The organism is Serratia sp. Nf2 (genome assembly GCF_003028435.1).
Taxonomy (GTDB): Bacteria; Pseudomonadota; Gammaproteobacteria; order Enterobacterales; family Enterobacteriaceae; genus Serratia; species Serratia marcescens_L.
This window is the reverse complement of the sequence record NZ_PYTW01000011.1, coordinates 136,874-161,640: the sequence shown is the minus strand read 5'-3', so window position 1 is coordinate 161,640 and position 24,767 is coordinate 136,874. Positions and strand designations below refer to the sequence as shown.

26 protein-coding genes and 1 tRNA gene are annotated in these 24,767 nt (G+C 60.4%); 18 read left to right on the top strand and 9 right to left on the bottom strand.

All coding sequences use genetic code 11. The annotated features are described in order from the left end of the window. From C9411_RS22030 to rbsK, 4 genes are read left to right on the top strand one after another with little or no spacing between them, the layout of a single operon-like run. Complete coding sequence (locus tag C9411_RS22030; RefSeq protein WP_063990691.1) at positions 1-1,035, top strand: ABC transporter permease; 1,035 nt, start codon at positions 1-3, stop codon at positions 1,033-1,035. 31 nt (positions 1,036-1,066) lie between these two features. Beyond that, positions 1,067-1,738 carry a D-allulose 6-phosphate 3-epimerase gene (alsE, locus tag C9411_RS22025; RefSeq protein WP_033654065.1) on the top strand — a complete coding sequence of 224 codons (672 nt, stop codon included), beginning with the start codon at positions 1,067-1,069 and terminating at the stop codon, positions 1,736-1,738. 10 nt (positions 1,739-1,748) lie between these two features. Continuing rightward, positions 1,749-2,657, top strand: a complete 909-nt coding sequence (gene alsK, locus C9411_RS22020; RefSeq protein WP_107227934.1) for an allose kinase — start codon at positions 1,749-1,751, stop codon at positions 2,655-2,657. Next, on the top strand, positions 2,654-3,580 hold the full coding sequence (rbsK, locus tag C9411_RS22015) for a ribokinase (RefSeq protein WP_038871218.1): 927 nt from the start codon (positions 2,654-2,656) through the stop codon (positions 3,578-3,580). The genes alsK and rbsK overlap by 4 nt, the downstream gene beginning before the upstream one ends. Before the next feature lie 32 nt (positions 3,581-3,612). Here the strand turns inward: rbsK and C9411_RS22010 are convergent, their stop codons facing one another. After that, positions 3,613-4,221 (bottom strand): HD family hydrolase, encoded by a 609-nt coding sequence (locus tag C9411_RS22010; protein WP_060422860.1) that lies wholly within the window; start codon positions 4,219-4,221, stop codon positions 3,613-3,615. A gap of 183 nt (positions 4,222-4,404) precedes the next feature. Here C9411_RS22010 and C9411_RS22005 point away from each other — a divergent pair, with 183 nt between their 5' ends. Both C9411_RS22005 and C9411_RS22000 read left to right on the top strand, forming a co-directional pair. Further along, the gene (locus C9411_RS22005; RefSeq protein WP_038871224.1) at positions 4,405-5,079 is read left to right on the top strand and encodes a hemolysin III family protein; all 675 of its coding nucleotides are present in this window, start codon (positions 4,405-4,407) and stop codon (positions 5,077-5,079) included. A 150-nt stretch (positions 5,080-5,229) separates the two neighbouring features. Then, a complete protein-coding gene (locus C9411_RS22000) occupies positions 5,230-5,727 on the top strand; it encodes a DUF2165 family protein (RefSeq protein ID WP_063990694.1) in 498 nt (165 codons plus the stop codon). A 38-nt stretch (positions 5,728-5,765) separates the two neighbouring features. Here the strand turns inward: C9411_RS22000 and ygfZ are convergent, their stop codons facing one another. After that, a complete protein-coding gene (gene ygfZ / locus C9411_RS21995; RefSeq protein WP_063990695.1) occupies positions 5,766-6,758 on the bottom strand; it encodes a tRNA-modifying protein YgfZ in 993 nt (330 codons plus the stop codon). Positions 6,759-7,078: 320 nt separating this feature from the next. Between ygfZ and sdhE the strand changes: the two genes are divergently transcribed. The 5 genes from sdhE to creD all read left to right on the top strand — a co-directional run bounded on the left by sdhE (position 7,079) and on the right by creD (position 11,303). Continuing rightward, positions 7,079-7,345 carry an FAD assembly factor SdhE gene (sdhE, locus tag C9411_RS21990; protein ID WP_019455657.1) on the top strand — a complete coding sequence of 89 codons (267 nt, stop codon included), beginning with the start codon at positions 7,079-7,081 and terminating at the stop codon, positions 7,343-7,345. Continuing rightward, the gene (locus C9411_RS21985; protein WP_063990696.1) at positions 7,326-7,748 is read left to right on the top strand and encodes a protein YgfX; all 423 of its coding nucleotides are present in this window, start codon (positions 7,326-7,328) and stop codon (positions 7,746-7,748) included. Before sdhE ends, C9411_RS21985 begins: the two co-directional genes overlap by 20 nt. After that, a complete protein-coding gene (gene creB / locus C9411_RS21980; RefSeq protein WP_063990697.1) occupies positions 7,748-8,443 on the top strand; it encodes a two-component system response regulator CreB in 696 nt (231 codons plus the stop codon). The genes C9411_RS21985 and creB overlap by 1 nt, the downstream gene beginning before the upstream one ends. Then, positions 8,440-9,858, top strand: coding sequence for a two-component system sensor histidine kinase CreC (gene creC / locus C9411_RS21975; RefSeq protein WP_107227933.1), 1,419 nt, complete (start codon positions 8,440-8,442; stop codon positions 9,856-9,858). Before creB ends, creC begins: the two co-directional genes overlap by 4 nt. A gap of 80 nt (positions 9,859-9,938) precedes the next feature. Further along, the gene (gene creD / locus C9411_RS21970; protein WP_107227932.1) at positions 9,939-11,303 is read left to right on the top strand and encodes a cell envelope integrity protein CreD; all 1,365 of its coding nucleotides are present in this window, start codon (positions 9,939-9,941) and stop codon (positions 11,301-11,303) included. A 37-nt stretch (positions 11,304-11,340) separates the two neighbouring features. Here creD and fldB read toward each other — a convergent pair whose 3' ends face one another. After that, on the bottom strand, positions 11,341-11,859 hold the full coding sequence (gene fldB, locus C9411_RS21965; protein WP_038871234.1) for a flavodoxin FldB: 519 nt from the start codon (positions 11,857-11,859) through the stop codon (positions 11,341-11,343). Positions 11,860-11,965: 106 nt separating this feature from the next. Between fldB and xerD the strand changes: the two genes are divergently transcribed. The 6 genes from xerD to C9411_RS21935 all read left to right on the top strand — a co-directional run bounded on the left by xerD (position 11,966) and on the right by C9411_RS21935 (position 18,361). Further along, entirely contained in the window at positions 11,966-12,865 is a 900-nt protein-coding gene (gene xerD / locus C9411_RS21960; RefSeq protein WP_063990783.1) for a site-specific tyrosine recombinase XerD, read from the top strand. Positions 12,866-12,891: 26 nt separating this feature from the next. After that, entirely contained in the window at positions 12,892-13,608 is a 717-nt protein-coding gene (dsbC, locus tag C9411_RS21955; protein ID WP_033654072.1) for a bifunctional protein-disulfide isomerase/oxidoreductase DsbC, read from the top strand. A 6-nt stretch (positions 13,609-13,614) separates the two neighbouring features. Beyond that, on the top strand, positions 13,615-15,348 hold the full coding sequence (gene recJ / locus C9411_RS21950) for a single-stranded-DNA-specific exonuclease RecJ (protein WP_063990700.1): 1,734 nt from the start codon (positions 13,615-13,617) through the stop codon (positions 15,346-15,348). 166 nt (positions 15,349-15,514) lie between these two features. Next, positions 15,515-16,613, top strand: a protein-coding gene (gene prfB / locus C9411_RS21945; protein WP_107227931.1) for a peptide chain release factor 2 whose coding sequence is annotated in 2 segments (ribosomal slippage) — positions 15,515-15,589 and positions 15,591-16,613 — 1,098 coding nt in all. Because the reading frame shifts where the segments join, the coding sequence is not laid out codon by codon here. Between the two features lie 9 nt (positions 16,614-16,622). Continuing rightward, positions 16,623-18,140 carry a lysine--tRNA ligase gene (gene lysS, locus C9411_RS21940; RefSeq protein WP_033649459.1) on the top strand — a complete coding sequence of 506 codons (1,518 nt, stop codon included), beginning with the start codon at positions 16,623-16,625 and terminating at the stop codon, positions 18,138-18,140. A gap of 147 nt (positions 18,141-18,287) precedes the next feature. After that, positions 18,288-18,361: transfer RNA gene (locus C9411_RS21935), tRNA-Gly, on the top strand. A 167-nt stretch (positions 18,362-18,528) separates the two neighbouring features. On the opposite strand, the gene C9411_RS21930 is transcribed toward C9411_RS21935, so the two are convergent. The 4 genes from C9411_RS21930 to C9411_RS21915 all read right to left on the bottom strand — a co-directional run bounded on the left by C9411_RS21930 (position 18,529) and on the right by C9411_RS21915 (position 22,968). Continuing rightward, positions 18,529-20,526: a choline BCCT transporter BetT gene (locus C9411_RS21930; RefSeq protein WP_084827196.1), complete on the bottom strand. Its 1,998-nt coding sequence runs from the start codon at positions 20,524-20,526 to the stop codon at positions 18,529-18,531. 155 nt (positions 20,527-20,681) lie between these two features. After that, positions 20,682-21,029 carry a hypothetical protein gene (locus tag C9411_RS21925; RefSeq protein ID WP_233221939.1) on the bottom strand — a complete coding sequence of 116 codons (348 nt, stop codon included), beginning with the start codon at positions 21,027-21,029 and terminating at the stop codon, positions 20,682-20,684. 95 nt (positions 21,030-21,124) lie between these two features. After that, on the bottom strand, positions 21,125-22,357 hold the full coding sequence (locus tag C9411_RS21920; RefSeq protein WP_107227930.1) for a cysteine desulfurase-like protein: 1,233 nt from the start codon (positions 22,355-22,357) through the stop codon (positions 21,125-21,127). Continuing rightward, positions 22,354-22,968, bottom strand: a complete 615-nt coding sequence (locus C9411_RS21915; RefSeq protein WP_233221938.1) for a 2OG-Fe dioxygenase family protein — start codon at positions 22,966-22,968, stop codon at positions 22,354-22,356. The genes C9411_RS21920 and C9411_RS21915 overlap by 4 nt, the downstream gene beginning before the upstream one ends. A gap of 233 nt (positions 22,969-23,201) precedes the next feature. On the opposite strand from C9411_RS21915, the gene C9411_RS21910 reads away from it, so the two are divergent. Next, positions 23,202-23,690 (top strand): GNAT family N-acetyltransferase, encoded by a 489-nt coding sequence (locus tag C9411_RS21910; RefSeq protein WP_107227928.1) that lies wholly within the window; start codon positions 23,202-23,204, stop codon positions 23,688-23,690. Positions 23,691-23,710: 20 nt separating this feature from the next. Here the strand turns inward: C9411_RS21910 and C9411_RS21905 are convergent, their stop codons facing one another. Together C9411_RS21905 and C9411_RS21900 are read right to left on the bottom strand one after the other, a co-directional pair. Continuing rightward, positions 23,711-24,049 carry a hypothetical protein gene (locus tag C9411_RS21905; RefSeq protein WP_063990707.1) on the bottom strand — a complete coding sequence of 113 codons (339 nt, stop codon included), beginning with the start codon at positions 24,047-24,049 and terminating at the stop codon, positions 23,711-23,713. 136 nt (positions 24,050-24,185) lie between these two features. Further along, positions 24,186-24,755, bottom strand: a complete 570-nt coding sequence (locus C9411_RS21900; RefSeq protein ID WP_033644791.1) for an HdeD family acid-resistance protein — start codon at positions 24,753-24,755, stop codon at positions 24,186-24,188. Positions 24,756-24,767: the final 12 nt, after the last annotated feature.

Sequence of the window (24,767 nt, the reverse complement as noted above, 5' to 3'; positions counted from 1 at the left end):
ATGGGCAACTACCTGAAATTTCGTCCGGACGGCACCGCCGTCGGTCTGTTGGCGCTGCTGCTGGCGGTGGTGCTGGCCTTCAGCTTGCTGATGCCGGGGCGCTTCTTCAGCGGCGCCACCTTCACCAGCGTGGCGTTCCAGCTGCCGGAGCTGGGCCTGCTGACCCTGGCGATGTTCATCCCGATCCTCAGCGGCGGCCTGAACCTGTGCATTATCGCCAGCGCCAACCTGACCAGCCTGCTGATGGCCTGGCTGTTCATCAGCTATCTGCCGCCGGACGCCGGGCTGGGGCTGCAGGCGCTGTGGCTGGCGTTGGCGCTGGCGGCCGCGATGCTGCTGGCCGTGATGATCGGCGCGGCGACCGGCGCGCTGGTGGCCTACATCGGCGCGCATCCGATTCTGGTGACGCTGGCGACCATGACCACGGTTAACGGCATCGGCATCTACCTGACGCGCGGTGCGGCCCTGAGCGGCATGCCGGAGATCGTGCGGTTTATCGGCGCCGAGCGCGTGCTGGGCGTGCCGGTACCGCTGTGGATCTTCCTGGCGGTTGCCGTGCTGCTGGCGCTGTTCTTGCAGAAAACCCGGCTCGGCAAATGCATCTACATGAGCGGCAGCAACATCAACGCCACCCACTTCAGCGGCGTGAATACCCATCGGGTGCTGATCGCCATTTACACCCTCTCCAGCCTGCTGTGCGTGATCGCCGGGCTGGTGATGATGGCGCGCTTCAACTCGGCGCGCATGGGCTACGGCGACTCTTATCTGCTGCTGACGGTGCTGGCGATCATTTTGGGCGGCACCGATCCGTTCGGCGGTTTTGGCCGGGTCAGCGGCGTGGTCCTGGCGCTGGTGGTGCTGCAGGTGATCGCCACCGGTTTGAACCTGATGAACGTCAGCCCGCATTTCAGTCTGGCGATGTGGGGCGCGGTGCTGATCGCAGTGTTGGCGCTGAAGTTTTTCCGCCATCGCTATCGGCAGCGGCGGGCGATGCGCCGCAGTGCGGCCCAGGCCAGAGCCGCAGCGGGCCACTGATCCTTTTTCCCTTTTGCGCAGGATAACGCTAATGAAATACCAGATTTCACCTTCACTGATGTGCATGAACCTGATGGATATCCGGCAGCAGTTGGCGGTGCTGAACCGCCGCGCCGATATGCTGCATATCGACATCATGGACGGGCACTACGTGAAAAACATCACGCTGTCGCCGTTCTTTATCGAACAGATCCGCCCGCACACCTCGTTGCTGCTGGACGTGCATCTGATGGTGGAGAACCCGACCGATTTTATCGACCCGATCGCCCGCGCCGGCGCGGACTTTATCTGCCCGCATGCCGAAACCATCAACCGCGACGCGTTCCGGGTGATCAACCAGATCCGCGCGCTGGGCAAAAAAGTGGGGGTGGTGCTGAACCCGGCCACGCCGGTGGAGTTTATCCGCCACTACCTTCATCTGCTGGACAAGGTTACGGTGATGACCGTCGATCCGGGCTATGCCGGGCAGCCGTTTATCCCCGAAATGCTGGAGAAGATCCGCCAATTGCGCGATCTGAAACGCCAGCAAAACCTGAGCTATCTGATCGAGATCGACGGATCCTGCAATCAGCGCACCTACCGCGATCTGATGGGCGCCGGTGCGGAAGTCTTGATCGTCGGCAGCTCCGGGCTGTTCAACCTCGATCCGGATCTGGAGACGGCATGGGAAAAAATGCTGGATCAGATGCGGCAGGCGGCCTGAGGCGGGGGACATGATGCGGCATTTTCTTGGCGTAGACGTCGGCGGCACCAATACCCGCCTGCTGTTGATGGATGATGACGGTGAGTTTAGCGGATACCGCAAGATAGCGACCGCCGACTGGGCGCAGCAGGCCGATCCGCTGGCGGCGTTGGGCCGCCTGATCGCCGGGCATTGCGAGGATCGGCAGGTGGCGCAGGTGATGCTGGGGCTGCCGGGGATCCTCAGCCGCGACCGTTCACGGGTGCTGTCACTGCCGTTCATTCCGGCGCTGGACGCCCAGCCGGTGGCGGCGCTGTTGGCCGATGTGCTGGCGCTGCCGGTGCGGATGGATAAGGACGTCAATCACCTGCTGTGGTGGGACTTGCAGCAGCTGCCGGCGCTGCCGCAGGTGGCGGTGGGGCTGTATCTGGGCACCGGCATGGGCAACAGCCTGTGGCTGAACGGCGATTTTTACCACGGTGCGCACGGCGCCGCCGGCGAGCTGGGGCACATTCCCTGGCCGGGCCATCATGGCGAGTGCCCGTGCGGCAAACGGGGCTGCGTCGAGAGCCTGACCTCTGGCCATTGGCTGACCGGCTGGGCGCGGGTTAACGCGGCGCAAACGCCGTTCGAACGGCTGTTCGAACGCCACGGCGATCATCCGGATTTGCAGCGTTTCGTCGAACGGTTGGCGCAGACCATCGCCATCGAAATGAACGTGCTCGATCCCCAGCGGCTGATCTTGGGTGGCGGCGTGATCGCCATGAATGGTTTCCCGTTGGCGCACCTTGAGCAGGAGATCCGCCGCCATTTGCGCAGGCCGCAGCCGGCACAGGGGCTGGCGATCTCCATCAGCCGCCTGACCGATGAAACCGGCAGCAAAGGCGCCTGCCTGGCCGCCCGGCGCCACCTCCAATTGAGCAGGGAGTACCCGCAATGAAAGGCAAAGTCTGCGTGTTCGGTTCGTTCAACCTGGATATCGTCGCCGGCATGGCGCGCTTTCCGCAGCCCGGCGAATCGCTGATCGCCCGCAACAGCATGATGGGCGCGGGCGGTAAGGGGGCCAACCAGGCCACCGCTGCGCTGCGCGCCGGGGCAAGGGTGCATTATATCGGCAAGGTGGGGCGCGACGACTTCGGCACCTTCGCCCGGCGCCACCTCGCCGCCGCCGGTTTCGATGCGGTGACGCTGTTCTCGACCGGCGATTGCCCGACCGGCAATGCGCTTATCTACGTTGCCGGCGAGGAGGCGGAGAACATGATCGCCGTCGATCCCGGCGCCAACCTGACGGTCAGCGAAGACGAGGTGCGCCAGTGCCGGCCGGCAATCGCCGCGGCGGACATTCTGTTAACCCAGCTGGAGAACAATCTGCCGGCGATTGAGCAGGTGATCGCCATCGCCCGCGAGGCGCAGACGTTCATCATTCTCAACCCGGCGCCGTTTCAGCCGGTGCCGGACAGCCTGCTGGCACAGGTCGATATGCTGACGCCCAACGCCACCGAGTGTACGTTGCTGACCGGCGTGCCGGTGCGGGATGTGGCTTCGGCGCGCCAGGCGGCGCAGGTGCTGCACGCCAAGGGCATTCGCTTGCTGATCGTGACCTTGGGCACGCAGGGGGCGTTGTTCTCGGACGGGGAAAACAGCGAGCTGATCCCGGCGTTTCCAGCGCAGCCGAAAGACACCACCGGCGCGGGCGATGCGTTTAACGGCGCCCTGGCGGCGCAGTTGGCGAATCAGGTACCGTTAGCCGATGCGGTGCGCTTCGCCGCCGCCTACGCGGCGGTCTGCGTGGAGCGCGCCGGGGCGGCCGGGTCGATGCCGAGCTATGAGGAGGCGTTGGAACGCCAACGGGCGTTCGCTTGACGTTGAAGGGCTGCGGCAGCAGCCCGGTTCACTTACTTCAACCAGCCTTTGCGTTGCGCATCCCGCAGGTGTTGCTCCATGTGGTGCCACAGCTCGGGGTGCACGTCGGCGATTGATGCATTGCGCGCCAGCACCTGCTCCAGGCTGATGCCGTTCTCTACCCAGCTCTGGCCTTCATTGTGCAGGTTCATCAGCATCGGCATGGTGCGATCCAGCAGCAAGGCGAAGCGTGCATCGGCGCTTTCGCCATCTTCATATTCCTGCCATAAAGCGGTGAAATACTCGCGCTGAGCCTCCGGCAACATGCCGAACAGACGGCGCGCCGCCGCCACTTCCTGATCGTGGATCGCCGCGCGGGCCGCCAGATCGTAGACCAGCACGTCGCCGGCGTCGATTTCCACGATGTCATGCAGCAGCGCCATCTGGATCACGCGCTGAATGTTTACGTCATCACCGGCGTAGGGCGCCAGGCTCATGGCGGCGATGGCGAAATGCCAACTGTGTTCGGCGGAGTTTTCCTGGCGCTGGGTGCCCAGCACTTTGGTGCGGCGTTGCACGCCTTTCAACTTATCGATTTCCATCAGGAATTGGATGACCTGGGTCATTGAGCCGAAATCTAACGCGGGTACAGCGGATGACATGGTGTAAACCTCAAGGTGGGTGGGTTGAAGCCTGACGATTGTAGACCACCGGGCGGGCGATTTCGATGGTTACACGCGTTCACATTTTTATTTTAGCGTACACGTGTACACTGGAATTATTCTCAGTTAAGCTGCTTTGCGTTAATTTCGCACAAAGCAGGGCATTTTGAGGGGTTGCGCGTTATGGGGAAAACGGACGTAGTGAAAGCCGGGAACAATAAGATTGTCGCCGCGGCTTATCCGTGGGCGGAAGAGATCGCCAACAGCATCAGCCACGGCATCGGGCTGGTGTTCGGTATCGTCGGCCTGGTGTTGCTGTTGGTGCAGGCGGTGAATACCGGCGCGGATGCGACGGCCATCACCAGTTACAGTCTGTACGGCGGCAGCATGATCCTGCTGTTTCTCGCTTCCACGCTGTACCATGCGATCCCGCATCAGAAGGCCAAGCATTGGCTGAAAAAATTTGACCACTGCGCCATTTATCTCCTGATTGCCGGGACTTACACCCCGTTTTTGCTGGTGGGGCTGGATTCGCCGCTGGCGAAGGGCCTGATGGCGGTAATCTGGGGGTTGGCGCTGCTCGGCGTGCTGTTCAAACTGGCCTTCGCCCACCGTTTTGAAGCCCTGTCGCTGGTGACCTACCTGACGATGGGCTGGCTGTCGCTGATTGTGATTTATCAGCTGGTTACGCGGCTGGAGGCCGGCGGCGTCACGCTGCTGGCGATAGGCGGGGTGGTCTATACCCTCGGCGTGATTTTCTACGCCTCCAAGCGCATTCGCTTTGGCCACGCTATCTGGCACGCCTTCGTGCTCGGCGGCAGCGCCTGCCATTTCATGGCGATCTATCTCTACGTCTAAACGTTATCGCTACGTCTGAATGCGTATTGAACAGGCGCCTCTTTTGTTTTAAAAAAGAGGCGCTTGCTTCTTTCGGGTATCCAGCAAGCCCGTTCTTTCATTTCTGAGCCCGCATACTCTTTCTCTTAACCTTGTTCAGGACTCATCACGATGATCGTTCGCTTATCCAAAGCGCTGCTGGTCTGCGCTATCGCTTTGTTCGCTTCGCTGGTGGCCTTCGGCAATATCACCGATTACGGCTCCAACTTCGCCTTCGTGCGCCACGTCTTTATGATGGACACCATTTTCCCCGACGCCACCATCGGCTACCGTTCGATACAAACACCGTGGCTGCATCACGCCGGCTATATCTTCATCATCGTGCTGGAGAGCCTGACCGCGCTGCTGTGCTGGATCGGCGGCCTGCGCCTGCTGTGCGGCCTGAAACTGCCCGCTAAAGCTTTCAACGGCCGGAAAAAGCTGGCGGTTGTGGGGCTGACGCTGGGCTTCCTCACCTGGCAAGTGGGCTTTATGTCGATTGGGGGCGAGTGGTTTGGCATGTGGATGTCGAAACAATGGAACGGCGTGCCCGATGCGTTTCGCTTCTTCGTCACCATCATTCTGGTGCTGATTTATCTGGTGCAGCGCGACGGGGAGTTGGACGAGTAACGAAGACGGCCGCAGGCAGGGCGCCTGCGGCCGATGAATTATTTCTCTTCGGCCAGCGAGTAGGGCAACGGTTTGATCGCCAACTGGCTGGCGGCATCGTCGCGCACCCGCAGCTTGCTATCGGCGTCCAAATCGTTGTTCATCACGACCTGCACCCACAGCGTGCCGTCGGCCAGTTGGCTCGACGCCAATACGGTGCCGGTACGGCGCCAGTTTTCACCCAGCTGCAGCTCCAGATCTTCCGCCGCCTGCGGGGCGCGGGCCGCCTTACCTTCCAGCCAGTAGAGCGCACGTTTGTTGGCGCCGCGGAATTTGGCGCGCGCCACCATCTCCTGACCGGTATAGCAGCCCTTGCTGAAGCTGATGCCTTCCAGCGCCTGCAGGTTGGTCGCCTGCGGGATCAGCTGTGCGCTGTTGGCGGCGTCGATAACCGGATAGCCGGCTTCGATGTCCAACGCCAGCCATTGGCCGCTGTCATTCAGTTCCGCCTGGTCATGCAGCTTGGCGATCAGCGGTTCGGCCACGGCGGGGCGGGTCACCAGCAGAAAACGTTCCGCCGGCGCGTTGAAGTGCAGAATCGTGGTCTCGCCGTCCTGCACCACCGGGTGTTCGGCGTCCGGCAGCGTGGCGAACAGGCCCGCCAGCGCGGCACGCGCCTGGAAACCGGCGACGCCCAGCAACACCGCATCGTTATCGGCGGCGATGGTGACTTTGGAGAACACCGCGTATTTTTTGATTTCTGCCAGTTGGCTGTCCAGCACGCTGCGGCGTTCCAGATAGGCGAAGCCTTCGCCACGGTGGAACAGACGCAGGTTGCTCCACATTTTGCCCTTGGCGTCGCAGTGGGCGCACAGCACGTGTTGATCGGCCGCCAGCGCGTCGATGTCCGCCGTCACCTGGCCCTGGAGATATTTCACCGTGTCCGGCCCGTTCAGCGTCACCAGCGCCCAATCTTCCAGCGAGATCAGCGTCAGGGGCAGATGGGTGGAAGCGGAGGGCTGACGGGGTGGGAATGGAATGTTATGCGCCATAGTAAGTTCCTGCTCAACGTTTAGCTTACCTGAAGGGTATTGAACCCATGGTAAAAGAGGCGGCGGGCTTTGCAAACTGTTATTCGCGCCGCGGCGCCGGGGTGCGCTTTTTTTGGCATTTTGCGCTTTATTACGTTTTCCGCAGCAAAGCGCCTTCCCGGCGTGTATGTCAAATTGTTACTCTATAGGCTTGCGGCCAGGGCACCCTTGCAGACAGATCCCCGGCTGATGGAATTATATTGCGACGGCGTTGCCATACAGTGTGTCATTTGAACTCTGCGCTGGCGCTGCCGCGCTGAAAAGAGGTGAGTCATAACAACATGGATATTAACAATAAAGCACGTATTCACTGGGCTTGCCGCCGTGGCATGCGCGAGCTGGACATCTCCATCATGCCGTTCTTCGAATACGAATACGACAGCCTGAATGACGCGGACAAGGCGTTGTTCATCCGTCTGCTGGAGTGCGACGATCCCGATTTGTTCAACTGGCTGATGAATCATGGCGCGCCGCAGGACAGCGAGCTGCAGAGAATGGTGACCCTGATCCAAACGCGAAATAAAGACCGTGGCCCAGTGGCGATGTGATATCCGCATTTCCTGGCGCACCCAGCTGTTTTCCCTGTTGACCCACGGCGTTCTGATCTTGCTGATCCTGATTTCGCCCTGGCCGGAAGGCTTTGGCCCGCTCTGGCTGGTGCTGCTGACGCTGGTGGTGTTTCAGTGCATTCGCAGCCAGAAGCGCATCGCCGCGGTGCAGGGCGAGCTGCGGCTGCTGGCGGACCGGCGTTTCAACTGGCACGGCCGCGAGTGGCGGCTGGCGAAAAAACCGTGGATGCCGGGTTATGGCATGCTGCTGACGCTGCTGCCGACGGAGGGAAAAAAACGCCGTCGGCTGTGGCTGGCTTCCGACTGCATGAGCAAAGAGGAGTGGCGCCACCTGCGGCAGCTGTTGCTGTATCCGCCGGCGGGTGACGGCGAAGAGCCCTGATGAAACCCGTACTCTGGTTGGTGGAGGATGAACCCAGCATTGCCGATACGCTGGTTTACACGCTGGAGAGCGAAGGCTTCGAGGTGCGCTGGTTCGAGCGCGCGGAACCGGCGTTGCAGGCGCTGGCGCAAGGCGCGCCCGCGCTCGCTATCCTCGATGTCGGTTTGCCGGATATCAACGGCTTTGAATTGTGTCGCCGCCTGCTGGCTCAGGCGGCCGACCTGCCGATTCTGTTTCTCACCGCCCGCAGTGATGAAGTGGATCGCCTGATCGGGCTGGAAATCGGCGCCGACGACTATGTCGCCAAGCCGTTCTCCCCTCGCGAGGTCAGCGCGCGGGTGCGCACCATTTTGCGCCGCCTGCATAAGCAGCAGCGCTTGCAACAGAGCGCGCTCTACCGTTTCGGCGCTTTCACGCTCGACGAAGACGCGGCCACCATCTCCTACCATCAGCGGCCGTTGCCGCTGACCCGTTACGAATACCTGCTGCTGAAGACGCTGCTGTTGGCGCCCGGACGGGTGTTCTCGCGGCAGCAACTGATGGAAAGCGTTTGGGCGCAGGCGGAAGAAAGCCTGGATCGCACCGTCGATACCCATATCAAAACGCTGCGCGCCAAGCTGCGAGCGGTGGAGCCCGGTGAACCGCCAATCCATACCCACCGCGGATTGGGCTATAGCGTGAGCCGCCAGCCATGAAAATTGGCCTGCGCCTGCTGCTGGGATATTTCCTGATTGTGGCGGTGGCCGGGTACTTCGTGCTGAGCATTTTCGTCCAGGAAGTGAAGCCCGGGGTGCGGCGCGCCACCGAAGGCACGCTGGTGGATACCGCCAACCTGCTGGCGCAGATCGCCCGTCAGGACATGCAGCGCGGCGATGCGGCGCATGGCCAACTGGCGCAGGCATTTACGCAGCTGAACCAGCGGCCGATCGGCGCCAATATATCCGGCATCCGCAAGGATCGCAGCGAATACCACGTCTATCTTACCGATGCTCGGGGCAAGGTCATCTTCGATTCTGCCGGCCGCGCGCAGGGGCAGGATTATTCGCGCTGGAATGACGTTTATCGAACGCTGCGCGGCCAGTACGGCGCCCGCAGCACCCTTAGCGACCCGCAGGATGAAAACAGTTCGGTGATGTATGTGGCCGCGCCGGTGATAGAACAAGGGCGCATTATCGGCGTGCTCACCGTGGGTAAACCCAACAGCACCATGGCGCCGGTGATCAAACGCAGCGAACGGCGCATTCTGTGGGCCGGCGCATTGCTGCTGGGGATCGCGCTGCTGATCGGGGCGGTATTCGTCTGGTGGATCACCCGTTCGATAGGCCGGCTGGTGCGTTATGCCGACGGGGTGGCGCAAGGGGAAACCGCGCCGCTGCCCAAAGTGGGCGGCCGGGAATTGACGCAGCTGGCGCAGGCGTTGGAGAGCATGCGTCTGAAGCTGGAAGGCAAAGCTTATATCGAACAGTATGCACATGCCCTGACGCATGAGCTGAAAAGCCCGCTGGCGGCGATCAGGGGCGCGGCGGAGCTGTTGCAGGAGCTGCCACCGCCGGAGACCGCCCGGCGTTTTCTCACCAATATCGAGCAGCAAAGCGCACGCATCCAGCAACTGGTGGACAAACTGCTGGTGCAGGCGCGGCTGGAGAGTCGGCCTGAAATGGAGACCGCGCCCCTCGCGATCGCGGCGTTGATCGACCAGACGGTGGCGGGCAAAGAGGCGCAGGCGACGCAGCGCGGCGTCAGGTTGCAGCTGGAGGCGTTGGCGGAGGTGACGCTGAACGGCGATGCGTTGCTGATCAGCCAGGCGCTGACCAACCTGCTGGACAACGCGATCGACTTTACCCCGCCGGGCGGTTGCGTCAGCGTGCGAGGCGAACGGCGGGAACAGCATTACTGCATCAGCGTCTGCGATGACGGCAGCGGCATTCCGGACTATGCGCTCGATAAGGTGTTCGAGCGCTTTTATTCGCTGCCGCGCGCCGAACGGCCGAAAAGCAGCGGGCTGGGCCTGAACTTCGTGCAGGAGGTCGCGCGTCTGCATCATGGCGGCATTCACCTGCGCAACCGCCGGCCGCACGGGGTGGAAGCGACTTTCATGTTATCGCTGTGACTTCACCTTCCCTTCACATAACCACATTCTGATTTCACCTGCGGGTTTTATCGTGGCCTCATTACTTATGAGGAGAGAGCATGATGAAATCGGTACTGTTCTGGAAAATAACCACGCTGCTGGGATTGATGGTGGTGATGTTGATCCCCATCGCCCAACTGATGAGCGTGATCGACGAACGCAGCGGCTATCGGCAAAGCGTGGTCGGGCAGGTGAGCGAAAGCACCAGCGGGGCGCAGCGCGTGCTCGGTCCGTTGATTGTCATTCCCTACGTCGAACGAGAAGAGAAGAAAGACGAGAAAGGACAAACGGTAGTGCAGCGGGTGCAGCATTACCGCTATTTGCTGCCGGAGTCGCTTCAGGTGCAGGGGGCGCCGAAAGTAGAGGTGCGCAAGCTGGGCATTTATCAGACGCAGGTTTACCAGGGGCCGCTGAACTTCAAGATGCGTTTCGGCCAGCCGGAGCTGACGGATTTGCAACGCGCCAACGTGACCGTCGGCCAGCCGTTCCTGCTGGTGGCGCTGAGCGACTCTCGCGGCATCAAGAGCATTTCCCCGCTGGCAATGCCGCTGCCGGTGGCGTTTGAGCCGGGCACCGGCGTGGGATCGTTGCGCCAGGGGATCCACGCCCCGCTGACGCTGGGGGCACTGCAACAAAAAGAGGGGCTGAACGCCGAGTTCACCCTGACGCTGGCGGGCACCAGCAGCCTGTCGCTGGTGCCGCTGGGGCGCAGCAGCGAGCTGCAACTGCAAAGCAACTGGCCACACCCGAACTTCCTCGGCAACTTCCTGCCGGATGAACGCAAGGTGACGGAGCAAGGGTTCAGTGCTCGCTGGCGCAGCACCTGGTTCGCCAACAACATCAACAGTGCGTTCCATTACGACGATGGCATTATCGATGAGGACAAGCTGCCGGCCTTCAGCGCCAGCCTGGTCGAACCGGTCGATCACTATCAACTGACCGAGCGCGCGGTTAAATACGCGCTGCTGTTTATCGGGCTGACGTTTATGGCGTTTTTCCTGTTCGAAACCCTGACCGGGCTGCGGGTGCACCCGATTCAGTACCTGCTGGTCGGTGCGGCGCTGGTGTTGTTCTACCTGATTCTGCTGGCCTTCTCCGAACACCTGGGATTCGCTCTCGCTTACCTGGCGGCCAGTATCGCCTGCAGCGGTCTGATCGGCTTCTATCTGAGCGCCGTACTGCGCGGCAAGCTGCGCGGTGCGCTGTTCGCCGCGAGCCTATTGCTGTTGTATGGCGTGCTCTATTTGTTGTTGCAGTCGGAGGACAATGCGTTGGTGTTGGGGGCGGGGCTGCTGTTCGCCATTCTGGCGGGCATTATGCTGTTGACGCGTAAGTTGGACTGGTATCAGGTGGCGGATCCGGCGCGGTTGACCAAGGAAACGCCGGCTGGGGAAGACGAGCCACGCTTCCGTCTGTGGAAATAAGTGAGGAGAATCGGGCGCGCTCAGCGCCCGACAGCGGCTACAGCAGCGGCTCCATCTCCAACAGGATCTGTTCGCACCATTGCTGCAGGCGCTCTTCACTCAGATCGTATTGGTTGACCTCATCGAGCGCCAGGCCGACGAAATGTTTGCCGTCGGCGCTCAGCGGTTTGGGGCTGGTGAACTCGAAGCCGTCGGTCGGCCAGAAGCCGACGAACTGCACGCCCAGCGGCGCGATCTGATCGTGCAGCATGCCCAGCGCGTCGAGGAACCACTCACCGTAACCGAGCTGATCGCCCATGCCGTACATGGCGACGATTTTGCCTTTCAGATCCAGCGCCGGCAGCTGCGGCCAGATCGCTTCCCAGTCTTCCTGCAGTTCGCCGAAATCCCAGGTCGGGATGCCGAGGATCAGAATGGAATAGTCCTCCATCAGCTTGGGAGAGACGTCTTTCAGGTTGTGCAGGTCGACCAGGTCTTCACCCAGAATCTCACGGATTTTTTCTGCCGCCATCTCGGTGTAGCAGGTGCTGGAGCCGTAAAACAGACCAATCTTCATGTGTAAACCGTTACGTTGCTGTTTAGAGAATTGCAGCGAGTATACCTGATTTGCATCGGCTTAAGGCATAATGGCGCGGGTGGAAATGCAACAAAGAGAGGACCGCGTGCAACAGCAAGACAATGCGCTGATTGAACAATTCCTGGATGCGCTGTGGCTTGAGCGCAATCTGGCGGAAAATACGCTGGCCTCCTACCGGCTGGATTTGCAGGCCCTGGGCACCTGGCTTGGCCAGCAAAACACCGCCTTGCTGCAGGCGCAGGCGTTGGATCTGCAGGCGTTTCTCGCCGAGCGGGTGGAGGGCGGCTACAAGGCCACCAGCTCCGCGCGTTTGCTGAGCGCCATGCGCCGCCTGTTTCAGTACCTGTACCGCGAAAAGCTGCGCGCCGACGATCCCACCGCGCAGCTGGCGTCCCCCAAACTGCCGCAGCGTTTGCCGAAGGATCTGAGCGAGGCGCAGGTCGATGCGCTGCTGCAGGCGCCCTGCGTCGATCAGCCGCTGGAGCTGCGCGACAAGGCGATGCTCGAAGTGTTGTACGCCACCGGGCTGCGGGTTTCCGAGCTGGTGGGGCTGAGTATCAGCGACGTCAGCCTGCGGCAGGGCGTGGTGCGGGTGATCGGCAAGGGCAACAAGGAGCGGCTGGTGCCGCTGGGCGAAGAGGCGGTCTACTGGATCGAAAATTATCTGGAGCACGGCCGCCCGTGGCTGGTCAACGGCCAGACGCTGGATGTGCTGTTCCCCAGCACCCGTTGCCAGCAAATGACCCGACAGACGTTCTGGCATCGCATCAAACACTATGCCATCCTTGCGGGCATCGACAGCGAGCGTCTGTCGCCGCACGTGTTGCGGCACGCGTTCGCCACCCATTTGCTGAACCATGGGGCCGATCTCCGTGTCGTACAGATGTTGTTAGGACACAGCGATCTCTCGACCACGCAAATTTATACTCATGTAGCGACCGAACGACTGAAACAGCTACATCAACAGCATCACCCGCGCGCCTGAGCGGCGGGTTCGAAAGGATTGGAACAATGAAAAAAGGTTTAATGCTGCTCTCTCTGCTGGTGGCTTCGGTGACTGGCGCCGCTCATGCCGATGACGCGGCGATCAAAAAAGCGCTCGCCAGCCTGGGCATCCAGCAGGCGGACGTGCAGCCTTCACCGGTCAACGGCCTGAAAACCGTGCTGACCGACAGCGGCGTACTGTACGCCTCCGAAGACGGTAAGCACATCCTGCAGGGCCCGCTGTTCGACGTCAGCGGCAAAGAGCCGGTCAACGTGACCAACCAACTGCTGGGCAGCAAGATGGACGCGCTGAAAGATCAGATGATCGTTTACAAAGCGCCGAAAGAGAAACACGTGATCACCGTGTTCACCGACATCACCTGCGGTTACTGCCACAAACTGCATCAGCAGATGAAAGAGTACAACGATCTGGGCATTACCGTGCGTTACCTGGCATTCCCGCGCCAAGGGCTAGCTTCCCAGGCTGAAAAAGACATGCAGTCTATCTGGTGCACCGCCGACAAGGCCAAGGCGTTCGACGCCGCCATGAAGGGCGACGCCGTTTCTCCGGCGACCTGCAAAACCGACATCAGCAAGCATTACGAGCTGGGCGTGCAGTTCGGCATTCAGGGCACGCCGGCCATCATCCTGGAAAACGGCATGATGATCCCGGGCTATCAGGGGCCGAAAGAGATGGCCGCCATGCTGGATGCGCACCAGGCCGCCACCAAAGCCGGTGGTTAATCGCCGGTGAGTATTAAAACGCAACTACGCCGCCGCCCGGCGGCGGACGACACGCATCTGCCCGCCAGTTTGCCGCCGCTGCTGCGTCGGCTTTACGCCCTGCGCGGCGTGCAGGGTGAGCAGGAGCTGGAGCGCGGCGTCAAGGGCATGCTGCCCTGGCAACAATTGGACGGCATCGACGCCGCCGTCAGCCTGCTGCAACAGGCGCTAGCCGACGGCCGCCGCATTATGGTTGTGGGCGATTTCGACGCCGACGGCGCTACCAGCACCGCGCTGACGGTGCTGGCGCTGCGCAGCATGGGCGGCGCAGCCGTCGACTACCTGGTGCCGAACCGCTTTGAAGACGGCTACGGCCTGAGCCCCGAAGTGGTGGAGCAGGCGGCGGCGCGCGGCGCGGAGCTGATCGTCACCGTCGATAACGGCATCTCCTCCCATGCTGGCGTCGATGTGGCGCACGCCAAGGGGATGCAGGTGTTGGTGACCGATCACCACCTGCCGGGTGAGACCCTGCCGGCGGCCGAAGCGATCGTCAATCCTAATCTGCGCGGCTGCGGTTTCCCGTCCAAATCGCTGGCCGGGGTGGGCGTCGCGTTCTACCTGATGCTGGCGCTGCGCGCCCGGCTGCGGGACAGCGGCTGGTTCGAGCAGCGCGCGCTGGCGATGCCCAATCTGGCTGAACTGCTGGATCTGGTGGCGCTCGGCACCGTGGCCGACGTGGTGCCGCTGGATGCCAACAACCGCATTCTGGTGTATCAGGGGTTAAACCGCATCCGCGCCGGCAAATGCCGACCGGGCATCCGCGCGCTGCTTGAAGTGGCCAACCGCGATGCCCGCCAACTGGCGGCCAACGATCTCGGCTTTGCCCTCGGCCCGCGTCTCAACGCCGCCGGCAGGCTGGACGATATGTCGATCGGCGTGGCGCTGCTGCTGAGCGACGACATTGCGCAGGCGCGCATGCTGGCCAACGATCTCGACGCGCTGAATCAGACGCGACGCGAGATAGAGCAGGGCATGCAGGTGGAAGCCTTGCAGCTGTGCGACCAGTTGGAGCGTACCAGCACCGAGCTGCCTTACGGGCTGGCGATGTATCACCCGGAATGGCACCAGGGCGTGGTGGGCATCCTCGCTTCACGTATCAAAGAGCGTTTCCACCGTCCGGTGATCGCGTTCGCGCCGGCGGGCGACGGCATCCTGAAAGGCTCCGGCCGTTCGGTGCCCGGACTGCACATGCGCGACGCGCTGGAGCGGCTGGATATGCTGAACCCCGGGCTGATGATGAAGTTCGGCGGCCACGCGATGGCGGCCGGGCTGTCGCTGGAAGAGGCCAGGTTTGACGAGTTCCGCCAGCGCTTCGGCGAGCTGGTGGGGGAATGGCTCGATCCGGCGATGCTGGAAGGGGTGATCTGGTCTGACGGCGAACTGGCGATGCAGGAGTTGTCGCTGACGACGGCGGAGCTGCTGCGCGAGGGGGGCCCCTGGGGGCAGGCGTTCCCGGAACCGACCTTCGACGGCAAGTTCCGCATTCTGCAGCAGCGGCTGGTGGGCGAGAAACACCTGAAGCTGATGGTGGAACCGCTCGGCGGCGGCCCGCTGCTCGACGGCATCGCGTTCAACGTGGACACCACGCTGTGGCCGGACAGCAGCGTGCGCGAGGTGGAACTGGCCTACAAGCTCGACGTCAACGAGTTTCGCGGCAACCGCAACGTGCAGCTGCTGATCCAGCATCTTTGGCCGCGCTGAGGCGAAATTGAACACAATTCGGGGATTGGGCTCTCCAATCCCCCGCATCCTTCCCGATCGCCACAAAAACTGACCAACTCGCTATAAACTGCCGCCCGGATCCGTTAGAATTAACGGTTCCAATGGCATTCCGCCATCGACGACATCAACGTAAAAGAACGAAACCATGTTTGAAATTAACCCGGTAAAAAACCGAATTCAGGACCTGTCCGAGCGGACTGCGGTTCTTAGGGGGTATCTTTGACTATGATGCCAAGAAGGAACGCCTAGAAGAAGTCAACGCCGAGCTGGAGCAGCCGGACGTTTGGAACGAGCCGGAGCGCGCACAGGCGCTCGGCAAAGAGCGCGCCGCGCTGGAAGCCATCGTTGAAACCATCGAGCAGTTGGAGCAGGGCGGCGAAGACGTCGGCGGGCTGCTGGAACTGGCGGTGGAAGCCGACGATGAAGAGACCTTCAACGAAGCGGTCGCCGAGCTGGATCAACTGATGAGCAAGCTGGATCAGTTGGAATTCCGCCGTATGTTCTCCGGCGAATACGACAGCGCCGACTGCTACCTGGATATCCAGGCCGGCTCCGGCGGCACCGAAGCGCAAGACTGGGCCAGCATGCTGCTGCGTATGTACCTGCGCTGGGCCGAAGCCAAAGGCTTCAAGACCGAAGTGATCGAAGAGTCCGACGGCGACGTCGCGGGCCTGAAGTCTGCCACCATCAAGATCATCGGCGACTACGCGTTCGGCTGGTTGCGCACTGAAACCGGCGTTCACCGCCTGGTGCGCAAGAGCCCGTTCGACTCCGGCGGCCGTCGCCACACCTCGTTCAGCTCGGTGTTCATCTACCCGGAAGTCGACGACGATATCGATATCGAAATCAACCCGGCGGATCTGCGTATCGACGTGTACCGCGCCTCCGGTGCGGGCGGTCAGCACGTCAACAAAACCGAATCCGCCGTACGTATTACTCACCTGCCAACCAACATCGTGGTGCAGTGCCAGAACGATCGTTCTCAGCATAAGAACAAGGATCAAGCGTTTAAACAGCTGCGAGCCAAGCTGTACGAGTTTGAGATGCAAAAGAAAAATGCTGATAAGCAGACGATGGAAGACAACAAGTCCGACATCGGCTGGGGCAGCCAAATCCGTTCTTACGTGCTGGATGACTCCCGCATCAAGGATTTGCGCACCAACGTCGAAACGCGTAATACGCAGGCCGTACTGGATGGCGACCTGGATAAATTCATTGAGGCAAGTTTGAAAGCCGGGTTATGAGGAATAGAAATGTCTGAACAACAAGTACAGGGCGCCGATCAGGCGCTGGATCTCAATAACGAACTGCAGTCCCGCCGCGAGAAACTGGCCGGCCTGCGCGAGAACGGCATTGCGTTCCCGAACGACTTCCGTCGTGACTCCACCTCCGACAAACTGCACGCCGCGTACGGCGATAAAGACAACGAAGAGCTGGAAGCGCTGGGCGTAGAAGTGACCGTCGCCGGCCGCATGATGACCCGCCGTATTATGGGCAAGGCATCCTTCGTCACGCTGCAGGACGTGGGCGGCCGCATTCAGCTGTACGTCGCGCGCGACGATCTGGCTGAAGGCGTGTACAACGACCAGTTCAAGAAGTGGGACCTGGGCGATATCCTCGGCGCGCGCGGCAAGCTGTTCAAAACCAAGACCGGCGAACTGTCGATCCACTGCACCGAGCTGCGTCTGCTGACCAAAGCGCTGCGCCCGCTGCCGGACAAATTCCACGGCCTGGCGGATCAGGAAACCCGTTACCGCCAGCGTTACCTGGATCTGATCGCCAACGAAGAATCGCGCAACACCTTCAAAGTGCGTTCTCAGGTGATGTCGGCTATTCGCAACTTCATGGTGGAACGCGGCTTCATGGAAGTCGAAACCCCGATGATGCAGGTGATCCCGGGCGGTGCGTCCGCGCGTCCGTTCATCACGCACCACAATGCGCTGGATATCGACATGTACCTGCGCATCGCGCCGGAACTGTATCTGAAGCGTCTGGTGGTCGGCGGCTTTGAGCGCGTGTTCGAAATCAACCGCAACTTCCGTAACGAAGGCGTTTCTCCGCGTCACAACCCAGAGTTCACCATGATGGAACTCTACATGGCTTACGCGGATTACAAAGACCTGATCGAGCTGACCGAGACCCTGTTCCGCACTCTGACCGAGAAAGTGCTGGGCACCTCTCAGGTACAGTACGGCGACGAAGTGTTCGACTTCGGCAAGCCGTTCGAGAAGCTGACCATGACCGAGGCGATCAAGAAATACCGCCCGGAAACCGATCTGGCTGACCTGGCCGACATGGGCAAAGCGGTGGCCATCGCCGAATCCATCGGCATCAAGGTTGAGAAGAGCTGGGGTCTGGGCCGCGTCGTGACCGAGATCTTCGAAGAAGTGGCGGAAAGCCATCTGATTCAGCCGACCTTCATCACCGAGTACCCGGCTGAAGTGTCGCCGCTGGCGCGCCGCAACGACGTTAACCCGGAAATCACCGACCGCTTCGAGTTCTTCATCGGCGGCCGTGAAATCGGCAACGGCTTCTCCGAGCTGAACGACGCCGAAGACCAGGCACAGCGCTTTGCCGATCAGGTGAACGCCAAAGACGCCGGCGACGACGAAGCGATGTTCTACGACGAAGACTACGTCACCGCGCTGGAGCACGGCCTGCCGCCGACCGCCGGTCTGGGCATCGGTATCGACCGTATGGTGATGCTGTTCACCAACAGCCATACCATCCGCGACGTGATTCTGTTCCCGGCGATGCGCCCACAGAAATAATTCCGCTTAGCGTGAAACCACCGGTGCAGGCAACTGCGCCGGTTTTTTTTCGCCCACCGGACTTAACCGCTTAAAACATCGACAGTTACGCGCCATCTCCGCTTGCCCGCCGCCGATAACCGGTTATAATGCCTGTCGCACACCGATGCGGGTGTAGTTCAATGGTAGAACGGCAGCTTCCCAAGCTGCATACGAGGGTTCGATTCCCTTCACCCGCTCCAGCGCTCCCTCCTGAAAACATCCTGATTCTCCGAAAGATTACCCCAACCCAATCCTTTGCCCCTGTAAGCGTTATCACTGGTTGTCTGCCAACCCACCAGCATCATCAGCGCCGTGGTGAGGAAAGCAGGGCAAAAAAATGCCGCCCCTGGGGACGGCATGTCGGCCTTTAGCGCACCAGATGCAAGAAATGCAGGTGCTTTTCGTACTGGTCGAGAATATCGTTGATCAACTGCTCCTGATTCCAGCCCATGACATCGTAGTTCTGGCCGCCTTCTTTCAGGTAGATCTCCGCGCGATAATACTTGTGCTGCTCGGCTTGCTGTTCATCGTTATCCAGCCCGGCCAGAGCGAACGTCGGCGAACTGTAGCCGCGCAGTCTGACTTCATAGATAAAGTTAAGCTCATCGCCCAAATCGACCTCGAAACGAATGCGGTCTTCCGCGGTGGCGTTGATGCTGCTGAGCGTGTTTTGTTTACTCAGCTCTTCCTGCACCAGCGTCATGGCCGGTTGGATAACCTCATCCATAAAGCGCTTAACCAGCGAGCGTTTTGGCAGATAGGCGATATTGCGCAGCCTGCGCTGCCAGGGAATGGGGTTGCGGGCGGCGGTGGGGGCGATGGTGGCCATATTTTGGCTGTCGCGCTTGGTCAGGTCGCGGCGCAGCGCTTTAAGCAAGCCGTAAATGGATATCAGCAAGATGGCCGAGAACGGCAATGCGCTGGCGATGGTGACGGTTTGCAGCGCGCTGAGCCCCCCGGCGATCAGCAAGGCGATGGCGACGATGCCCATCAGCGACGCCCAGAAAATGCGTTGCCAAACCGGCGTGTTGCTGGAGCCGCCCGAAGCCAGCGTATCCACGACCATGGCGCCGGAATCGGCGGACGTGACAAAAAAGACGATCACCATCGCCATGGCGATAAACGAAAGCACGCTGGAGAACGGGAAATGCTCCAGGAAGTTAAACAACGCCAACGCCACGTCTTGCTGTACCGTAGTGGCGAGGTCTGTCGCGCCCTGTTCCATGATGAGGTAAATGGCGCTGTTGCCGAACACCGTCATCCACATGAGGGTGAAGCCGGCCGGGACGAACAGCACGCCCGTGACAAATTCGCGGATGGTTCGGCCGCGGGAAACCCGTGCGATGAACATACCGACAAAAGGCGACCAGGAGAGCCACCACCCCCAGTAGAGCAGCGTCCATCCGCCTAACCAGTTGCTGGATTTTGGCTCATAGGCATACAGGTTGAACGTTTTGCTGACCAGCTCGGACAGATAGCCGCCGGTATTTTCCACAAAGGATTTCAACAGCAGGACGGTTGGCCCCAACAGCAAGACCAAAGCCAGGAGCAACAGCGCCAGGCCAAGATTCAACTCTGACAGAAAGCGTATGCCTTTCTCCAGCCCTGAAACCACGGAAATGGTGGCCAGCCCGGTAATCACCACGATCAAGATCACCTGAACGGTTTCGTTGATCGGCACGCCAAACAGGTGGTTAAGCCCGGCGTTGACCTGCAACACGCCATAACCCAGCGAGGTTGCGACCCCGAATACGGTGCCGATGACGGCGAAGATATCGACGGCATGGCCGATAGGGCCATAAATGCGATCGCCGATGATCGGATAAAGCGCAGAGCGCAGAGTCAACGGCAGGCCATGCCGATAGCTGAAGAAGGCCAGAATCAACGCCACGATGGCGTAGATCGCCCAGGCGTGCAGCCCCCAGTGGAAAAAGGTCAGGCGCATGGCCTGTTTGGCCGCCTCGACGCTTTCGGGCGTGCCGACCGGCGGCGAGAGGTAGTGCATCACCGGCTCAGCCACGCCGAAGAACATCAGGCCGATGCCCATTCCCGCTGAAAACAGCATGGCAAACCATGAGTGGTAGCGAAAATCGGGTTGCGCATGATCGGGGCCAAGTTTGATGTCGCCGTAGCGGGAAAGCCCCAGAAACGTCACGCTGAGCAAAATCAGCGCCACGGCCAAAATATAAAACCAGCTGGCGTTGGTGAAAATTTGTTGCTGCAGAAGTTTGAAGTTCTTGTCAGCGACGTCGGGGAAAAAGGCGGCGAACGCGACCAGAAGAAAAATGAGGACTGCAGAGGTAAAGAATACCGCTTTGTTGATATGGCTCTGCGGCTTTTTTAGGGGGGTGTCTTTCTCACTCATAAATTGATTTATTCCATTTGTTTGATTATCGCCCTGAATGGAGGAGAGGTGTAACCTGTTATATCGTAGCAAAATAGTCAGGCTGTCGGTGCCGGTCAATAGGGCGGAATTACCGCTGCCTGAGCGCGGTAATTTCGAGCTATTCCGTGTTGCCGTTAGTTAAATAAAAATGCCAATAACCCCGTCACCTTATTTTTATTTTCCCATCCTTCCAATTTCATGCAGGCATTAACGTGTTCTGTTCTGCGCATTTCATTGCTGTCCGAGGGAAAGGCGCCGCCACCGGTATTGGGGATCTCTGTGCCGTTGATCGTCATGGAGGAGAAGGTCGGTGAGCTGGCGCGTAAAGACAGATTCACGGGATAGCGCTGTTCGGCTGCCTGCTGGCAGCTTGTTCTGGCCGCTTCAAGGGGCGTTGGGGTTGCCGTTTGCGCTTCCCATTTCTCCGGCGTGGCGCAGGAAGACATCATCAACGCGGCGGCGATAACTGCATATTTTCGCAAAGTAAAAATCCATTTCTAAAATAAAATCCCCTTGATTCTACCCCCAGCGTGCCGCGATGGCCCGCTCAATAAGGTGAGCGGGCCGATGTGGCGAGTTAACTGAGTATATCTTCGGCGATCACCTTAAACAGCGCGTCTATTTCGCCCTGGGTGTTGTAGTGCATCATGCCGATGCGCAGCACGCCGCCGTCCTGTAACCCCAACTGCTGAATCAGACCCAGCGCATAGAAATGCCCGCTGCCGGCGCAGATGTTGTGCTGCCCCAGGCGGCGGGCGATCGCGTCAGGCGTCTGGCCGCTGAAGGTCAGGGCGAAGGTTGGCGTGCGGCGCGCGCTGTCTGCCTGTGAATGGCCGTAGAGTCGCACGCCGTCGAGGTGCTGCAGCCGTTGCAAAAAGTGGCGGCACAGCGCCTCTTCATGCCGATGGTAGGCGGCGAAGCTCTCCTGCAAACGCTGCCTTAACGGCGCGTCGGGCGTTCCCCACTGCGCCAGATAGTCGATCGCGGCCGCGACGCCGGCCAGCGCTTCGAAGCTCTGCGTGCCGGTCTCGAAACGGCCGGGGCCGACATCGGTGGCCGGCTCGACCTTGTAAGGCCGCAGGCGTTGCAGCCACTGCGGTGCGAGGTAGGCCATGCCGACGTGCGGGCCAAAGAACTTGTAGGCGGAGCACACCAGGAAGTCACATCCTAACGCCTGTACGTCGATCAGGTTGTGCGGCGCATAGTGCACGGCGTCGACATACACCTGCGCGCCGACCCGATGCGCGGCTTCGACGATGGTTTTGATATCGACGATGCTGCCGGTGACGTTGGAGGCGTAGCTGACCGCCACCAGGCGGGTGTTGGCGTTGATGCGCTCACACACTTTCGCGGCGTCCAATGCGCAGTCGGCGCTCTCCAGCGGTATCTGATGCACCACGGCCCCTTTGTCGGCGGCAGCCTGCTGCCAGCTGGAGACGTTGGCGTAGTGATCGAGCGCGGTGACGATGACCTCATCGCCGGCCCGCCAGTCGCGGCTGATGATGCGGCTGAGATGAAAGGTCAGCGTGGTCATATTCATGCCGAAGACGATGTTGTCGGGCGAAGGCGCATTTAACAAGGCGCGCACCGATTCTCGCGCCTGGCCCATCACCTCGCCGGTGACCCGGCTGGAGAAGTAGTGGCCGCCCAGGTTGGCATTGTATTTCCCCAGATAGTCGGTCATTTTTTCCAGCACGCCCCGTGAAACCTGTGCACCGCCGGGGCCGTCGAAAAAGATCGCCGGTTTGCCGTCGATGTGCTGGGACAGGGCGCTGAACTGGCGTCGGGCGAGCTCGGGCGTAAAGGTCATGCTTTCTCTCCCCGTGCGGTGAGGACGAAGAGATCCAAATGGCCCTCTTCAGCTGGGCTTACGGCGTTGATCGGCGTAGCGTTGTGCCACAGTTTGCTGTCCGCCAGCAGCACGGCTTCACCGTCCGCCAGCGCTTTTTTAAAGAAGGGATCGTGGTGGCTGTCGTCGTACAGCATGATTTCACCGCCGACGATGTTGTGCCGGTGAATGGCGATCATGGCGATATGGTCGAAGCCATCCTGGTGAATACCTTCCGGCGCCACCTGGGTGTCTTTCTCGATGGCGACCACGCGCATCTGGTGGATCTCTATCTCGGCGCCTTCCGGCAGTTCGTTGCTTTCTGCAAACAGGTTGCACATCTCCGCCATGCCGGCGCTCTGCAGTACGGCGCTGTCGATAGGCTCGAAGCGGCGCACCACGTTGCCCTGGAAGTGGTTGATCTGATCGGACTGCATGAAGGTGCGCGGCCCCACTTCGGCGACGTTGGGGTTGAGGTATTTGACGACCGAATAACGGCGCAGGCGATATTTTCCGTCGGCGTGTTGCGTGTGGGGCAAGGAGGAAAACGAAGGCATCAGTTGTTGGGTGGCTTGCGGGCTTAGTACAGTCATACTTATTACGTTTTCGTGTTTCTGTAACATAATCACCTCTAATAATAATAATTTCTGATGTTGTAGGGGGTAATTCGATTGAATTGTAGACGACTCTATAACCAACGCAATTTGGCGGTGGCGAGGTGTGACGGCGGTCGTAAAGTGGCGTGAACAGTGGGAGGCGTTGTATGCCGGCTGCGATGCGTTAAAGTAGCGAGCTGACTGCAGAGCAATGGTTAGCGCCAGGGTTAATGCTTGAGTTCGCCGCTTACTTCTACTGGGATACCGTTATGATTGAAATACGCGAGATTAACCGCGACAACCTGTTTGACGTGTGCGAACTGACGTCGAATCAAGACGGTGTTGGCACCGTGTTTGAGGCGTTTATTTGCTGTAACGCCATCTCCATTTCCGAGGCGGCGTTTTTTCCGGAATGCCAGCCCCGCGCGCTCTACCGCGACGGCGAACTCATCGGTTTTTTCATGTACAAGCGCTGGCCGCATAACCCGCATGAGGCTGAGCTGTGTCGCTATATGCTTGACCATAAGTTTATGGGGCAGGGGTTGGGGCGTGAGAGCTTCGCCGCGATACTCGCGCATTTCAGGCTGCACGGCGTAGAGCAGGTGACGTTAATGATTGATGAGCATAATCTCGTCGCCAAAAGCCTGTATCTCGCCTACGGCTTTCGCTTCACCGGCAAGATTGAAAAGGAAGAGCATTACTACAGCCTGGCGCTTTAGCGGCCCCGACAAAGGCGGAGTCAGAACGTCTCGAAATACAGCTCGCGCAACAGCCAGGATATTTCATTGTTGGTGCGATTAAGCGTCTCGATTCGGCGAACCCCTTTCGCTTCGGCGCGCAGATCGAGCAGCAAGTTGCGAATCTGTTGGAATAACGGGGTTTGCGGGCTGGGTTTGGCTAGCTGCTGCCCGCACAGTTTGATACCGGCGTCGCAGCCGGTGGCAATGTCCGCCAGGCAGCACGGGCAGGTGGCTTTTTGGCGCGCCATATTGCGACATTGTTGCCCGATTACCTGATTGAAGTGGCGTAATTGCAGGCAAACTTCCCGTGAGTTCAGCGGGTTGGAATGGGTGGTCATCGGCTTTTGCTCCCTTGTCTCCGTCTTATATTGGCACTTACCGATGAAGATAACCACGGACAAGCAGAGGGGGTATCGCCTTGTTTTGTCTGGAAACAACGAAAGCGATGGGGCCCGCGGCGGCGGGCCGGTAGGGTCAGGCGCGTTTAAACAGATTCGCCGCCTGGAACAGTGCAAAGGAGCTGACCAGCATCTCGATGCCGACGATCGCCGTCACCAGCGTGACCGACGCCGCCGGGCCTGAGCCGATCAGCATCCAGGCGATGATCAAGTCGAGCACGCCGATAACGAACTGCAGCCAGTTGCCCGGCAGCCCGCGGCGCATGTAGCCCGCTGCCAGGCGCGCGATGCCGCCGAGCGCGAACAGTACGGCGAGGTACACCGCCAGCGCCAGAATGCCCGCCAGCGGGCTGGTGATGAACACATAGCCGATAATCAGGTAGGCCACGCCCAGCAAAATGCCGCCGATCATCGGCCAGGTATTCTGCGCCCGGTTAGCGATCATGGCGATAATCAGCCCGGCGCCGCTCAACAGCAGCAGGATGCCGACCACGATGCTCAGCGCTGCGCCGGAGGCAAAAGGATTGACCAGGCACAGGATGCCGCCCGCCAGCAGCAGGAAGGCGATGATCAGCAGGGTGGTGCGTTGCTTTTTGAGCAGTTCTTCACTCAGGAGGGGCAGATTATTGCGGTCGAGGTTCAACATGACAGTACTCCA